This window comes from Georgenia sp., from assembly GCF_054605595.1.
In genome coordinates this window covers 1-13,611 of sequence record NZ_JBTSDU010000087.1, presented here as the reverse complement: position 1 = coordinate 13,611, position 13,611 = coordinate 1, and the positions used below count along the sequence as shown (strand labels likewise).

At 74.6% G+C, this 13,611-nt stretch carries 10 protein-coding genes; 4 read left to right on the top strand and 6 right to left on the bottom strand.

Annotated features, from left to right (window positions below; translation table 11 throughout):
- Window positions 1–33: 33 nt before the first annotated feature.
- From ACYC1Z_RS10585 to ACYC1Z_RS10565, 5 genes are all read right to left on the bottom strand, one after another.
- Complete coding sequence (locus ACYC1Z_RS10585) at window positions 34–3,606, bottom strand: FtsK/SpoIIIE domain-containing protein (protein WP_461409487.1); 3,573 nt, start codon at window positions 3,604–3,606, stop codon at window positions 34–36.
- A 78-nt stretch (window positions 3,607–3,684) separates the two neighbouring features.
- Window positions 3,685–6,318 carry an ABC transporter permease gene (locus ACYC1Z_RS10580; RefSeq protein ID WP_461409486.1) on the bottom strand — a complete coding sequence of 878 codons (2,634 nt, stop codon included), beginning with the start codon at window positions 6,316–6,318 and terminating at the stop codon, window positions 3,685–3,687.
- Window positions 6,318–7,088, bottom strand: coding sequence for an ABC transporter ATP-binding protein (locus tag ACYC1Z_RS10575; RefSeq protein WP_461409485.1), 771 nt, complete (start codon window positions 7,086–7,088; stop codon window positions 6,318–6,320). Before ACYC1Z_RS10575 ends, ACYC1Z_RS10580 begins: the two co-directional genes overlap by 1 nt.
- 226 nt (window positions 7,089–7,314) lie before the next feature.
- Window positions 7,315–8,004, bottom strand: a complete 690-nt coding sequence (locus ACYC1Z_RS10570) for a response regulator (RefSeq protein ID WP_461409484.1) — start codon at window positions 8,002–8,004, stop codon at window positions 7,315–7,317.
- Window positions 8,001–9,323 (bottom strand): sensor histidine kinase, encoded by a 1,323-nt coding sequence (locus ACYC1Z_RS10565; protein ID WP_461409488.1) that lies wholly within the window; start codon window positions 9,321–9,323, stop codon window positions 8,001–8,003. Before ACYC1Z_RS10565 ends, ACYC1Z_RS10570 begins: the two co-directional genes overlap by 4 nt.
- 580 nt (window positions 9,324–9,903) lie before the next feature.
- Here ACYC1Z_RS10565 and ehuB point away from each other — a divergent pair.
- Genes ehuB through ehuA form a run of 4 tightly spaced genes read left to right on the top strand, consistent with a single transcriptional unit; the run spans window position 9,904 to window position 12,946 of the window.
- A complete protein-coding gene (gene ehuB, locus ACYC1Z_RS10560; protein WP_461409483.1) occupies window positions 9,904–10,770 on the top strand; it encodes an ectoine/hydroxyectoine ABC transporter substrate-binding protein EhuB in 867 nt (288 codons plus the stop codon).
- Between the two features lie 10 nt (window positions 10,771–10,780).
- Entirely contained in the window at window positions 10,781–11,506 is a 726-nt protein-coding gene (ehuC, locus tag ACYC1Z_RS10555; protein ID WP_461409482.1) for an ectoine/hydroxyectoine ABC transporter permease subunit EhuC, read from the top strand.
- Window positions 11,503–12,156, top strand: coding sequence for an ectoine/hydroxyectoine ABC transporter permease subunit EhuD (gene ehuD, locus ACYC1Z_RS10550; protein WP_461409481.1), 654 nt, complete (start codon window positions 11,503–11,505; stop codon window positions 12,154–12,156). Before ehuC ends, ehuD begins: the two co-directional genes overlap by 4 nt.
- Window positions 12,143–12,946: an ectoine/hydroxyectoine ABC transporter ATP-binding protein EhuA gene (gene ehuA / locus ACYC1Z_RS10545; protein WP_461409480.1), complete on the top strand. Its 804-nt coding sequence runs from the start codon at window positions 12,143–12,145 to the stop codon at window positions 12,944–12,946. The genes ehuD and ehuA overlap by 14 nt, the downstream gene beginning before the upstream one ends.
- 53 nt (window positions 12,947–12,999) lie before the next feature.
- On the opposite strand, the gene ACYC1Z_RS10540 is transcribed toward ehuA, so the two are convergent.
- A partial coding sequence (locus tag ACYC1Z_RS10540; RefSeq protein WP_461409479.1) for an SOS response-associated peptidase occupies window positions 13,000–13,611 on the bottom strand: 612 nt, incomplete at its 5' end.

Sequence of the window (13,611 nt, the reverse complement as noted above, 5' to 3'; positions counted from 1 at the left end):
GGCCTCCCCCGTGGCGGGCGGCCGTGCCCGGACTCATGGCCGAGCCACCTGCACCGGCACCGCACGGCCGGCGCGCACGAGCGTGCCGAGGCCCGGGTGGAAGGGCCGGCTCGGTTCGAGTGTCGGTGCGAGGTCGACGGCGGTGAGCTGCGCCGTCGGCCCCTGCGCGGGGCGCAGGACCAGCAGCGTCGCGCTCGCCCGCCAGGTCGCGACCGGGCCGCGGTAGGCGGCCGCCGCCGCGTCCGTCGTCGTGGCGGCGAGCACGGACAGGTCGGGGCGGGCCCGGAGCAGCTCCCCCAGGGCGTCGAGGTCCGTCGCGGGCCACCGGTCGGCGTCGTCGAGCACGAGCACGGCGCCGTTCGGCGGGCTCGCGCCGGACGGGCCGGGCCGAGCCGTCACCACCGACCGGCCGAGTGCCTCGAGCTGGGCCGCGGCAGCGGCGAGGGTGGTGGACCGGCCGCTGCCCGGCGGCCCGACCACCAGGAGATGGTCGCCGGGCCCGCCGGGCACCTCGACCGGACCACCGCCGTCGCCCCCGAGCCCGATCGTGAACGCCGTCGCCGGGCCGGCCGCCGGCGGGGCGAGATGGGCCAGCCTGACGTCGCGCGGCAGCGCGGCGAGGCGCAGGACACCGGGCCGCGGCGGGCCCGGCAGGGCCACGGTGCCCGTGAGCGCGACCTGGACGGACGTGACCCGGCCGGGCTCGAGCAGCACCCCGCGCCCCGGTCGAGGTGGGGCGAGGTGGTCGCGCGGGACGCCGGCGAGGAGCGCCTCGGTCCCGTCCCGCGGGGCGAGGACCAGCCGCGTCCGGACCGCCTCGGTCCAGCGTGCCCCCGACAGCGACGGTGGCCCGGACAGCGCGACGGCCAGGCCGGCCCGGCGGGCCTCACGCAGTACCCGGGCCAGCGCCGGGACACCCCGGCCCGGGCCGGTGAGGTCGAGCAGGTCGCACACGACGTCGGCGTCGTCGACGACGAGGACCTGAGCGGTGGGCACCGGGTCGGTGGCATCGCGCAGGAGCTCGAACAGGCGGGCCGTCCGGCGCGGGTCGTCCGCCCCGACCACCGTGCCGAGCGACGAGCCGGTCAGGTCCGCGAACCGCTCGGGGTGCGCGGCGACCACGTGGACCGGGACGCCCGCAGCGAGCGCCTGGGCGACGACGGTGCGGAGCGTCTCGGTACGGCCGGTACCGGGCCCGCCGGTGACGAGCAACGCCGGCGTCGTCCAGGCCCAGGCGCCCAGCCGCTGCTCCTCCGGCAGGTCGCTCACGGCCAGGGGGAGTCGCACGCCGGACTGAGCACGCAACGGCAGTTCCGGGCCGCCGTCGGCGAGGCCGGGCAGGCCGGCCAGGGTGACGTGGGCCGGCAGTTCCGGGGCCCACGGGCGGGGCGGGGCGGCGGGGCCACCGCTTGCGCGCCACGCCCGACCGGTGGCCGCGACCAGGGCCCGGGGCAGATCGGGCCCCGGGCCGGAGAACGGCAGCTGGAGCTGTTGGATCCGGTCGGTGCGCAGCAGGGCCCGGCCGGGGACCGCCGATAGCACCGCGGCGTCCGGTGTGCCGAGGACGTCGACGGAGTCGGCCGGCTCGAGAACCCGCAGGCTCAGCCGCACGGTCAGGTTGGCGCGCATGTCTGCACTCACCGCGCCGCCGGGACGCTGGGTGGCGAGGACGAGGTGGATGCCCAGCGAGCGGCCCTGCGCCGCGAGGCGGACCAGGGCCGCGAGCACCTCGGGGTGCTCGTCGGCGAGCGCGCGGAACTCGTCGACGACGACCATCAGTCGCGGGAGCGCGTCGTCACCCGGCCCGGTTGCCGCCCGCCCACCCGGCCCGGTTCCCGCCCGCCCGCCCCGTGCCGCCAGGTAGTCCGCCAGGTCGCGAGCTCCGGCGGCGGCGAGGATCCGTTCCCGACGTCGCACCTCGGCTCGCAGCGACGTCAGCGCACGACTGGTGGCCGACGGGTCGAGATCGGTCAGCACCCCGGCCGTGTGGGGCAGTCCGGCCAGCGGGGCGAAGGTGGCGCCACCCTTGTAGTCGACGAGGACGAGCTGTACGTCCCGCGGCGAGTAGCGCACGGCGAGGCCGAGGAGCCAGGACAGCAGCAGCTCGGACTTCCCCGAGCCCGTCGTGCCCGCCACGAGGGCATGCGGCCCGGCGGCGGCGAGGTCGAGCTCGACCACGCCGTCGACCCCCACGCCGAGTGGCACGGTCAGTCCCGCCGGGGGCTGTTCCCACCGGGCCGCGAGGGCGTCCACCGGACCGAGGAGATCCGCGAGCGGGACGGTGCTCGGCAGGGTCGACGCCGTCGACGCCGGGTCGGTTGCGGCGACGAGACCCGCCACGGCGTCCGCCCACCGTGGTGAGAGCACCTGAGCAAGCTCGGGTACAACCACCACGCGGGTGCACCAGGGTGGCACCCGGTCGGGGCGCCCGACCGGCACCAGGTGCACGGTCCGCGCCCCCGTACCCTCGTGCGGCGGGTCCGTCGGGACGGCGACGACGACGTGCCAGGGCGGCTCGCCGCGGCGGTGCACGCCCGGTGGTGGTGCGGCCTGCCCAGGTCGGCTCCCCAGGTTCGCGGTGGAGGGCAGCAGCGGGGTCCGGGCAGAGCGCGGGTACCCCGCCCCGGCGACGAGGAGGTCGGCGGGGCCGTGGCGGCCGGTCAGCTGAGCGCCGATCCAGCGGACGGTGGAATCGACGTCAACGGCCCGGCCGACGAGTGCGACGCGGTCGCCGTCCTGCAGTCGCAGCTCGCCGGGCGGCTGCGCCCAGTCGCCCCGGAGCCGGAGCCGGAGCCGGCGCCAGGACCGGGCGAGCGGCGCCAGGAGCGAGACCTCCAACGTGGTGCCGGGAGCGGACCGCGGGACGCCGGCCGCCGCAGCGAGCAGGACGGCGGCGGGATCGAGCGGCGGTGCGCCGCCGGGCCGGCCTCGGCGTGGGCGGACCCCGTCGCGGCCCTGGTCGTCGTGCTCGGACCGGCTCGCCCGCTCGCTGCGGTGCCGGACGAACAGCATGGTGGCCATGGCCAGTGGCACCAGCATGGTCAGCCACCGCCAGGAGCCGGCCGAGCTCGCCAGCAGGATCGGCAGCATCATCACGGGTGTCAGCAGCGGCATCGCCCACCGCAACGGGTCCGGCCGCGAACCGTGGTCCGGCCCTTCCCGTGCCTCGGCGGAGGCGATGGGCAGGGCGGTGGGACGGGCGCGCAGCTCCAGGACCGTCGACCCCAGGGACATCCGGGTGCCCGGCACGACGTCGCGCCAACGGGCGGCGAGGCGCCGCCGCCGGGCGAGCCGGCCGGGGCCGTGGAGCACGGCGCCGTTGGCGGAGCCCGCGTCCCGTACCTGCACCCGACCCTGCCGCGTACGTACCCGCAGGTGTCGGCGCGAGACCAGCGGGTCGGTCAGCGGCAGGTCCCCGGTACCGCGGCCCACGCCGCTGGTCCCGCCGGTGAGCCCGAGGCACCAGCCGGTGTCCGGCCCAGCCACCACCGCGAGGTGGAACGGGCTGCGCCGGGCCTCGACCGGGTCCGGGGGGACCGGGGTGGCAGGGATCGCGTCTTCCGGCGTCTGGTCGGGTGGCGCGGCGGCCAGCGGGGCGTCGGGCACCAGTCGAGCATGGCTGACGGCGTCGCTCCGCAGCTGCGTCCCTGTGGACAACCGGGCCCCACCCGGACGGCTCGTTCCTCACTCGGTGCCGAGCGCGACGACCGGTGGGGTACGGACCGCGGACCGGGCGGGCAGTACCGAGGCAGCGAGCCCGGCGATGATGGCGACCAGAACGGCGCCGCCGAGGTAGCCCCACGGCACCGCGAGGACGATCTCTCCCGACCCGCCGAGCACCACGGCGGTCCCCGCCCAGCCGTACACCAATCCCAGGGCGGCGCCCAGCACCGCGCCGACGAGCGCGATCTGCACTCCCTCGCTCGCGAGGAGCGCACGAAGCTGTCCGCGGGTCATCCCCGTGGCGCGCAGCAGGGCGTGCTCCCGGCGCCGCTCGATCACCGACAGCGACAACGTGTTCGCCACCCCGATGAGGGCGATCACGACGGCGACGCCCAGCAGGCCGACGACGACCGTGAGCAGTGTGTCGATGACCTGTTCGAGCTGGGCACGTTCGGCGGCCGGACCGGCGACGAACGGCACGGTGTCACCGGTCACCGCGGCGAGCTCGTCCTGCACGGCCCGCACGGTCGCGGCGGGGTCGTCGGCGGCCAGGCTCGCCCAGAGCGTGTCGGGCCACGCCTCGGGCAGCACGCCCGCCACGGTGGCCGGGGTGGCCAGCGCGGTCGTGCCGCCGCCGGGCCACACCGCCACCGTCACCGGGACGGACGCGTCGTCCCCCGCGCTGCCGCCACGCCCGCGGTCACCGCCGTCCCCGCCGCCAGCTCTCCCACCGGCCGCGGCGAGGGTGAGGACGTCGCCGTCGGTGACGCCCAGGTAGGTGGCGAGGCCGGCCCCGACCAGCACGGTGCCTTCCGACAGGCCGGTGAAGGCGTCCGGTGCGCGGACGACGGCCGCGAGAGCACCGGCCTCGACGACGGTCAGCTCGACCTCGACCGGCTCGCCGGCTCCATCGGCCGTGCCGGACAACAGGACGGACCCGTTCCGGACGGGCACTGCCCGGTCCACACCCGCCGTCGCGCGGACCGCCTCGACCTGCCGGTCGGTGAGCGTCCCGTCCGGCCCGGCGACAGACCGCACGGCCAGGTCCACCGGGAACTGGGCGTCGAGCCTGGCACCCAGGCTCGCGCGCACACCGGCGGCGCCGGTGGCCATCATCATCACCAGCGCCACACCGATGACCAGCGCAGCGGCCGTCGCTGAGGTCCGGCGCGGGTTGCGGGTGGCGTTCACGGTGGCGAACGCGACGGTCGCCCGCCCGCGGCGGCCCGTGACGCGCCGGAGCAGCCACCCCAACGCGGTCACGGCGCGCGGGAGCACGAACACCGCACCGACCATGACGCCGGCGAAGGAGACGATCCCGCCGAGGACGCCGGCCGTGAGCGCAACGCCCAGGTCTGCGCCGGGCCTGCTCGCCAGCCCCACCCCGCCGGCGAGCAGCACGACCCCGACGATGGTCAGGGCCACGGCGGACCGGTACCGGACGCGTCCGCCGCCGCGCACCAGTGCCGGCGGCTGGGGTGGGCGCAGCGCCGCCACCGGCGGGACCCGGGTAGCGGCCCGCGCCGGGGCCAGCGCGGCCAGGAGCGTCACCGCCACGCCCGTCAGCAGCGGGACGGCGACGACGACGGGTGTCACCGTGATGGTCGACGCCACCTCGAGCCCCAGGTCCGCCCGGCCCAGGAACCACACGGCGACCTGCCCGAGGCCCAGCCCACCGAGCAGCCCCGCCGCCGAGGCGAGCACCCCGACCAGGCCCGCCTCGAGCAGCACCGAGCGGTGAACCTGCGCCGTCGTGGCCCCTACGCACCGCAACAGCGCGAGGACGTGGCGCCGCTGCGCCACGAGGACCTGGAACGTGTTCGCGATGACCAGGCCGGCGACGAACATCGCGACGGCCGCGAAGGCGAGCACGAGGTACACCAGCGTCCGACCGTCCCCGGTGAGCTCCGCCGTCTGTGCCTCGGCCTCCTGCTCCGCGGTGCGGACGACGGCACCCGGCACCGTGGCTGCGGCGCGCGCCGCGAGGTCGGCCGGTTCGGTGCCGTCCCGGCCCGCGACGAGGACCGACCCGAACGACGCCACGTCACCGGGCGCAGCGGCGTCGGCGACCCACGACTCCAGAGCGGACCTGTCGAGCAGCGCCGTCGACGCCGAGGCGAACAGGGCGGCCGGGTCGGCGACGATGCCCGAGACGGTGTGCGGGACGGGCTCGGTGACGTAGGCGTTCTCCGTCCACCGGTCCCGGTCGACCTGCACCCGGTCCCCGACGCCGACACCGAGCCGGGCCGCGCCCGCCTCGGTGAGCGCGATCTCGCCCGGGCCGGGCGCGGTGCCGTCGAGGAGGTCGTAGGCCGCGAGACGGGGATCGGAGGCGACCGGGCTGAGCAGAGCGACGTCCTGCCGCCCGCCGGCGCGCACCTGCGCGACGAGGGTCGTGACGCCGTCGGCGGCCGCCACACCGTCGAGGTCGGCGAGCGCCGCGACGTCGTCGGCGGTGAGCGGCTCCGGGCCGGGCCGGACGACGACGTCGGCCGACCCCATCGAGGCCGTCACCGTGCGGTACGTCGTGTCCTGGATCAGGGCGCCGGCCAGCAGCGTGACGGTCACGAACGCGGTACCGACGGCGATCGCGAAGCCGGCGGCGGCCAGGCGGCCGGCGCTGCGCCCCATCCGGGCCAGGGTGAGCCGGAGCATCAGGACGCCTGGCCGACGGCGCGCAGGGAGTCGAGGCCGACGAGGACGGACTCCGGTGTCGGGTCGACGATGTCGCCGGCGAGGCGCCCGTCGGCCAGGAGCACGACCCGGTCGGCGTAGGCGGCGGCCGCGGCGTCGTGCGTGACCATGACGACCGTCTGGCCCAGCTCGCGCACGGAGGTGCGCAGGAAGGAGAGCACCTCGGCGCCGGCGCGGGAGTCGAGGTTCCCGGTGGGCTCGTCCGCGAAGACGACGTCGGGGCGGGTGATGAGCGCGCGGGCGATCGCGACGCGTTGCTGTTGGCCACCGGAGAGCTCGGCAGGGCGGTGAGTGAGGCGGTCGCCCAGACCGAGCGTGGTGACGAGGGTGTCCAGCCACTGCCGGTCGACGGGCGTGCCGGCGAGGTCGCACGGCAGGGTGATGTTCTGCTCCGCGGTGTACATCGGCAGCAGGTTGAAGGACTGGAAGACGAACCCGACCCGCGCGCGGCGCAGCAGGGTGAGCGCACGGTCGCCGAGGGCCGTCAGCTCGGTGGCGCCGAGGAACACCTGGCCCGCACTCGCGGTGTCCAGGCCGGCGAGCAGGTGCATGAGCGTGGACTTGCCCGAGCCCGACGGTCCCATGATGGCGGTGAAGCGGCCGGCGTCGAAGTCCACGTCCACGCCGCCGAGCGCATGCACGGCGATCTCGCCGGTGCCGTAGGTCTTGTGCAGGCCCACCGCCCGGATGGCGGCAGCCGATGGTGGCGGCGTGGCGTGGGGGGAAGTCATCGCGGTGCTCCTGGGCTTCTCACACCGGGCCGGTCGGGCGCGGTGGCCGGGCGTTCCGGCACCTGTGACGCTAGGCAACCGCGGCCGCGCCGTCGTCGGGCCCCGGGATGGTGCCGGCGTCATCCCGTGGGTGGACCCGGGCCGCGGCGAGCGGACCCACGGGTGGAGCGGTACCCGACACCGGGCGCCGCCCAGGGGAACCGGTACGATCCGCCGCGCGCCGATGTCAGGAACCGGGGGTGACGAGGCCCGTCTCGTAGGCCACCACGACGGCCTGGACCCGGTCGCGCACGCCCAGCTTGGCGAGCACCCGGCCCACGTGCGTCTTGACCGTGGCCTCGGCCACGAAGAGCTCGGTGCCGATCTCGCTGTTCGAACGCCCTCGCGCCATGAGCACGAGCACCTCGCGCTCACGGTCGGTGAGTGCGGTCAGCACGGCCGGGGGCGCCTGCTCCGCGTCCGGCAGGAGCTGGGTGAGGTGGCCGAGCAGCCGCCGGGTCGAGGAGGGGGCGATGACGGCGTCGCCGGCGTACACGGTGCGGATCGCGGCGAGCATCTCCTCCGGCGGGGCGTCCTTGAGGAGGAACCCGCTCGCCCCGGCCTTGATCGCCTTGAGCACGTACTCGTCGAGGTCGAACGTGGTGAGGATGACCACGCTCGGCCCGTCACCGGCGGCGGTGAGCTGCGCCGTCGCGGCGAGGCCGTCGAGGTGGGGCATGCGCACGTCCATGAGGACGACGTCGACCTGGTGACCGGCGAGCAGGCGCAGTGCCTGGGCGCCGTCGCCCGCCTCGAGCACGACCTGCAGGTCCGGCTGGGAGTTGATGACCATGGCGAAGCCGGCACGCACGAGCTGCTGGTCGTCCACCAGTGCCACGCGGATCGGTGCCGGCGTGGGGTCGGACGGGTCGATCATCGGGTTCCTTCGTAGGGGGAGGGTGCGGTGGCCTGGCTGGTGGGGCCGGTGGGGGCGGCCGGGCCGCGGGCATCGGCCAGGGGCAGGCGGGCCCGCACGCGGAACCCGCCGCCCGGTCGCGGCCCCACCTCGAGCGTGCCGCCGAAGAGTGTGGTCCGTTCGCGCATGCCGACGACGCCCTGGCCCACGCCGTCGCTGGCCGCGGTGCCGCCGCGGCCGTCGTCGTCGACCTGGAGCGTCACCGCGTCGGGTGCCCACTGGACGAGCACGGTCACGGCGGCGCCGGGGCCGGCGTGCTTGAGGACGTTGGTCAGCGCCTCCTGGCAGATGCGGTAGACCGTCAGGCTCGCCCCGGCGGGGAGGGCGCCGGGCGTGCCGGTCCGCACCAGGGACACGGCGGTGCCGGTCGCGCGGACCTGGGCGACCAACTCGTCGAGGTCGCCCGCGACCGGCTGGGGGCGGTTCGCGGCGAGGTCCCCGTTCTCGGTGCGCAGCACACCGAGGATGCGCCGCGTGTCCGCGAGGGCGTCGCGGCCCGTCCTCGCGATGGTGGCGAGCACGCGCTCCGCGGCGGCCGGGTCGGTGCGGGCGGCGTACCGGCCCCCGTCGGCCTGGGCGATGACGACGGAGAGGGAGTGGGCGACGACGTCGTGCATCTCCCGGGCGATCCGGGTGCGCTCGGCGGCGGTGGCCAGCTGGATCTGCTGGTCGCGCTCGACCTCGAGACGGTGAGTGCGCTCGATGAGCCGGTCGATCCGCTCGATGCGGCTGCGGCGCGCCAGGGCCAGCGCCCAGGTGGCGAACACCATCCCGGCCACGGTGAAGGTCCAGGACACGACGTCGGTCCAGGAGCCGGGGCCCGGAGGTCGGCCGTCCCAACCGCCCCCCATCGCGACGCCGATGAGCGCGGCGCCCAGCAGCGCACCCGCGAGTCCGGCGCGGCGCGCCCACCGCGGGCCGTAGATCGTCACCGAGTACAGGGAGACGAGGACGAGGACGTCCACCGGTAGCCACAGCGCTCCGGCCAGGAAGTGCACGAGGGCGCCGGCGTAGATCACGATCGCAGAGCCGGCCGGGCGGGTACGCCGCCAGGCCAGGGCGACCGGCATGGCGATCGTGGCCGTCGCCGCCACGGCGAGACGTGCTGCGGGCCAGGAGCCGGCGCCGTCGGTGAGCGACGCTCCCACTCCCATCACGACCGAGACGATGCCGAGCACCACCATGGCCGCCAGGGCGAGGAGCGAGTCCGCCGTCCCGCGTCGGCCGCGAGGGTCGCGAGGGCCGCGAGGGCCGCGAGGGCCGCGCCAGGGTGCCCACACAGGCTCGATCGTCCGCACGCGTCCAGCCTAGGCAGCGACCGGAGCGGCGCGGATCAGCCTGCGGGCGTAGCCGGGGGCGCGGGCGTCATGCCCCAGTCGCACGACGAGCGGCGGGGAGCGCGCCCACGACGAGCCGCGAGCCCCGGTTCGTCCCGCCGTCCCGCGGCGGCCGCGGGGTGAGACACCGCCCCGAGCCGTCAGTGGCCATGACCGAACCCCGTCAGGTGACCAAGACGCGGTCAACGCCGGGCTGTGTATGGGTAAAGAAGGTCTCGGCTCGGTAACGAAAAGCTTGTCAAGTCGACGCTTCGTGCGGACCGCACCCATCGCCCGAGACCGGCAGCGCCCCAACGGTTTCCGACCGGCCGATTCGACCGCCCACGTGTGATCCACGCGGGGGAGGTGCGTTTGGAGCGCGTCGCCGGGCTCCCTACCGTGGCCGCGCACCATGACCACTCGGGGTGACCCGTCCGGTGCCGCGGGCCCGACGGGCCGTGGCAGGCGCCGGGAGGCTGTGCCTCGTCCAACCGAAGGGACCATGATGACAACCACGACGCGCCGCAGGACCGCGGCCGCCACGATGGCAGGAGCTCTCGCGCTGGTGCTAGCCGCCTGCAGCAGCCCCAGCGGCGCCGCGGACGCCACGGGCGCCGGCAACGATGCCCTCACGCTCGAGCAGCTCCAGAAGGACGGCACCATCACCGTCGGGTTCGCCGGCGAGGCGCCCTACAGCTTCCAGCAGGACGGCGAGCTCGCCGGGGCGACCGTCGCCCTGCACGAGCGGATCTGGGGAGCGCTGGGTATCGAGAACGTCGAGGGGCGGCAGGCCGAATTCGGCCAGCTCATCCAGGGGCTGAACGCCGGACGCTTCGACGTCATCGCCGCGGGCATGTCCATCCTGCCCGAGCGCTGTGAGCAGGCATCCTTCTCCGACCCGGAGTTCATGTACACCACGGCGCTCATGGTCCAGGAGGGCAACCCGCTGGGCCTGAGCGACATGGGGTCGATCGCCGACGCCGAGGACGTGCGGATGGCGGCGATGACCGGTGCCATCGAGTCCGGGTACGCCGACTCCCTCGGGATCGAGACGCTGCAGGTCGGCAACCCCCAGGACGGGATGGACGCCGTGACCGGCGGCCGCGCCGACGTCTTCGCCCTGACCGGCATCTCGCTGAACTGGATGGCCGAGAACAACCCCGACGCCGCCGTCGAGGTCACCGACTCCTTCGTGGCGGTCATCGACGGTGTGGAGCAGCTCGGTGCCGGCGGGACCGTCTTCCGGGACGCGGACACCGCCGTGCGCGACGCCTACAACGAGGAGCTCGCCAAGATCGTCGGTGACGAGGCCACCTACCTCGACGTCGTCGGCGACTTCGGCTTCACCGCCGAGGAGCGCCCCACCGGTGACCTGACCACCGAACAGCTGTGCTCCGGCGACCTGGGCTGAGCCCGGGTCCATGGACAACATCGACATACTGATCGCGCGGCTGCCGGACCTGGGCGAAGGGGTGCTCGTCACCCTCCAGCTCACGGTCGGCGGCGGTGCGTTGGCGTTCGTGGTGGCGGTGGTCCTCGGGCTCGCCGCGCGCAGCCACCGCACGGCGGTGCGCGGTACGGCCCGCGTCATCATCGAGTTCCTCCGCGGGACCTCGCTCCTGGTCCAACTCTTCTGGCTGTTCTACGTGTTGCCGCTGTTCGGGCTGTCGTTGAGCTCGCTGGTCTGCGGGATCCTCGCGCTCGGCCTGAACTACGGCGCCTACGGGGCGGACGTGGTGCGCGGGGCGATCAACTCCGTGCCGCGGGGTCAGTGGGAGGCGACGAGGGCGCTCAGCATGTCCCCGACCCACGCGATGCGCACGATCGTCTGGCCGCAGGCGTGGGCGATCATGATCCCGTCCCTGAGCAACCTGCTGGTCATGCTGCTCAAGGGCACGGCGGTCGCCTACGTCATCCTCATGCACGACCTGACGTGGGTGACCGAGCGGCTGCGCCAGGCGACCGGTGACACCTACTTCTCCTATGGCGTCGGAATGCTCGTGTACTTCCTCATCGCCTTGTGCCTCGTCCTCGTCGCCAACGCGCTGGAGGTCCGGGCGAAGCGTCGGCTGGGTCAGGCCCGGCCGCGGTCCGCGCGGCGGACGCCCCGAGCGGCCCCCACCCCGGCACGGGAGATGGCGCGATGACGGACGGCATCTGGAGCTGGGAACGCGCCGCCGAGGTCTTCCCACAACTGATCGAGGCATTCTTCCAGGTGACGCTCCTGGCCACCGTGGTGGGCTCCGTCATCGCCGCGGTCCTCGGCCTCGCCGTCGCGCTGGTCCGCCGACTGGCGCCCACGTGGGTCGCGAGGCCGGTGCACTGGGTGATGGAGTTCGTCCGGATGACCCCCGTGGTGATCCAACTGCTCTTCGCGTACTACACCTTCAGCAGCTTCTCGAACCTGACCATCGGCATCGTCGTGCTCGGCATCCACTACGCCGCCTACATGGCGGAGGTGTACCGCTCCGGCATCGACGCGGTGCCGACGGGGCAGTGGGAGGCGGCGACCGCGCTGTCGATGTCGAAGACCCGCACCTGGCGCAAGGTGATCCTCCCTCAGGCGCTGCGCACCACAGTCCCGGCACTGGGTACCTGGGTGATCTCGATGTTCAAGGACACCCCTTTCCTCACGGTGATCTTCGTCGTGGAGATGCTCACCCGCGCCGAGGAGTACGGCGCCCGGACCTTCGTCTACACGGAGGCCATCACGCTGGCCGGCCTGATCTTCCTCGCCGCCAGCTACCCAACGTCCGTCGTGCTGCGAAGACTGGAGACCCGCCTTGCCCATTACTGAGCACGAGACCACGCCGACCGGCACCGCCGTGCCCGCCCTGAGGTTCGAGCACGTCGTCAAGAAGTTCGGCGATCACGTCGTCCTGAACGACCTCAACTTCGACGTCGGGAAGGGGGAGCGGGTCACCCTCATCGGCCCGTCGGGCTCCGGGAAGACGACCATCCTGCGCCTGGTCATGACGCTCGAGCACCTCACCGGCGGCGTCCTCTACGTCGACGGCAAGCCGCTCACGCACGAGATGCGCGGCGGCCGGCGCGTGGAGCGCCGCCCGAAGGATGTCGCGCGGATGACCACGATGATCGGGATGGTCTTCCAGCAGTTCAACCTCTTCCCGAACATGTCCGTCCTGGAGAACATCACCGAGGCGCCCGTGCACGTCCTCGGCCGGTCCCGGGAGGCGGCGCGAGAGCGGGCGCTCGAGCTGCTCGACATGGTGGGGCTGGCCGACAAGGTCGACGCCCACCCGACCCGCCTCTCCGGCGGCCAGCAGCAGCGCGTGGCCATCGCCCGGGCGCTCGCGATGGACCCGGAGATCCTGCTGCTCGACGAGGTCACGTCCGCGCTGGATCCCGAGCTGGTCGGGGAGGTGCTGACCGTGCTGCGCGACGTGGCGCGCAGCACGGACATCACGATGCTGATCGTCACCCACGAGATGCAGTTCGCGGCCGAGGTCTCGAACCGGGTGCTGATGTTCGACGGCGGCCGGATCCTCGAGGAGGCCTCTCCCGAGGTGATGTTCTCCGATCCCCGTGAGCAGCGCACCCAGGAGTTCCTCCAGGCCGTCCTCTAGCCCAGCGGCACGATGGCGCCGGTCAACGACCCCGAAGGGCGCGGTGGCGCCGGTCAACCCACCGGTTCGACGAGCGCGGGGGAGTTGTTGCGCACCGCGTTGACCTGCGTGCTCACCTCGTGCCAGGCGAGGGGCGGGGCGGGTGCGCCGAGCAGCGCGAGTGCCTCGGCGGCGCCGGTGACCGAGCGGTCGAGCCATGGGCCGACCGTCTCGGGAGCGAGGACGACCGGGACGCGCTCGTGCAGCTCGGTCATCGGCCCCGCGGCCGCGGTGGTGAGGATGGTGCAGGTCAGCAGCCACGGTGCCGGCTCGCCCCGGGCGGCGGGGTTGCGCCACCAGGAGTACAGGCCGGCCAGCCCGAGGGGCGCGGAGTCGGCCGCGTGGATGAAGAAGGGCCGTTTCGGCGCCTCCGCCCCCTGCCGCTGCCACTCGAAGTACCCGTCGGCGGGCACCAGGCACCGCCTGGTGCGCAGCGGGACGGCGAACTTCGCGGCGACCGTCTCCACCCGGGCGTTGATCATCTTCGCGCCGGTGGAGCGATGCTTGGCCCAGTGCGGCAGCAGGCCCCACCTGGCGACGTGCATCTCCCGGTGCGGGGACTCGGGCGCGGCGTCGGCGGGCGCGGCGTCGGAGGCTGTGGCGTGGGTGGAGATCGGAAGAGCGTC

Excerpts from the sequence above, each read along its gene's own strand:
- ACYC1Z_RS10580 (WP_461409486.1), bottom strand. The coding sequence starts at position 6,318 with ATGCTCCGGCTCACCCTGGCCCGGATGGGGCGCAGCGCCGGCCGCCTG.
- ACYC1Z_RS10575 (WP_461409485.1), bottom strand. The coding sequence starts at position 7,088 with ATGACTTCCCCCCACGCCACGCCGCCACCATCGGCTGCCGCCATCCGG.
- ACYC1Z_RS10570 (WP_461409484.1), bottom strand. The coding sequence starts at position 8,004 with ATGATCGACCCGTCCGACCCCACGCCGGCACCGATCCGCGTGGCACTG.
- ehuB (WP_461409483.1), top strand. The coding sequence starts at position 9,904 with ATGGCAGGAGCTCTCGCGCTGGTGCTAGCCGCCTGCAGCAGCCCCAGC.
- ehuC (WP_461409482.1), top strand. The coding sequence starts at position 10,781 with ATGGACAACATCGACATACTGATCGCGCGGCTGCCGGACCTGGGCGAA.
- ehuD (WP_461409481.1), top strand. The coding sequence starts at position 11,503 with ATGACGGACGGCATCTGGAGCTGGGAACGCGCCGCCGAGGTCTTCCCA.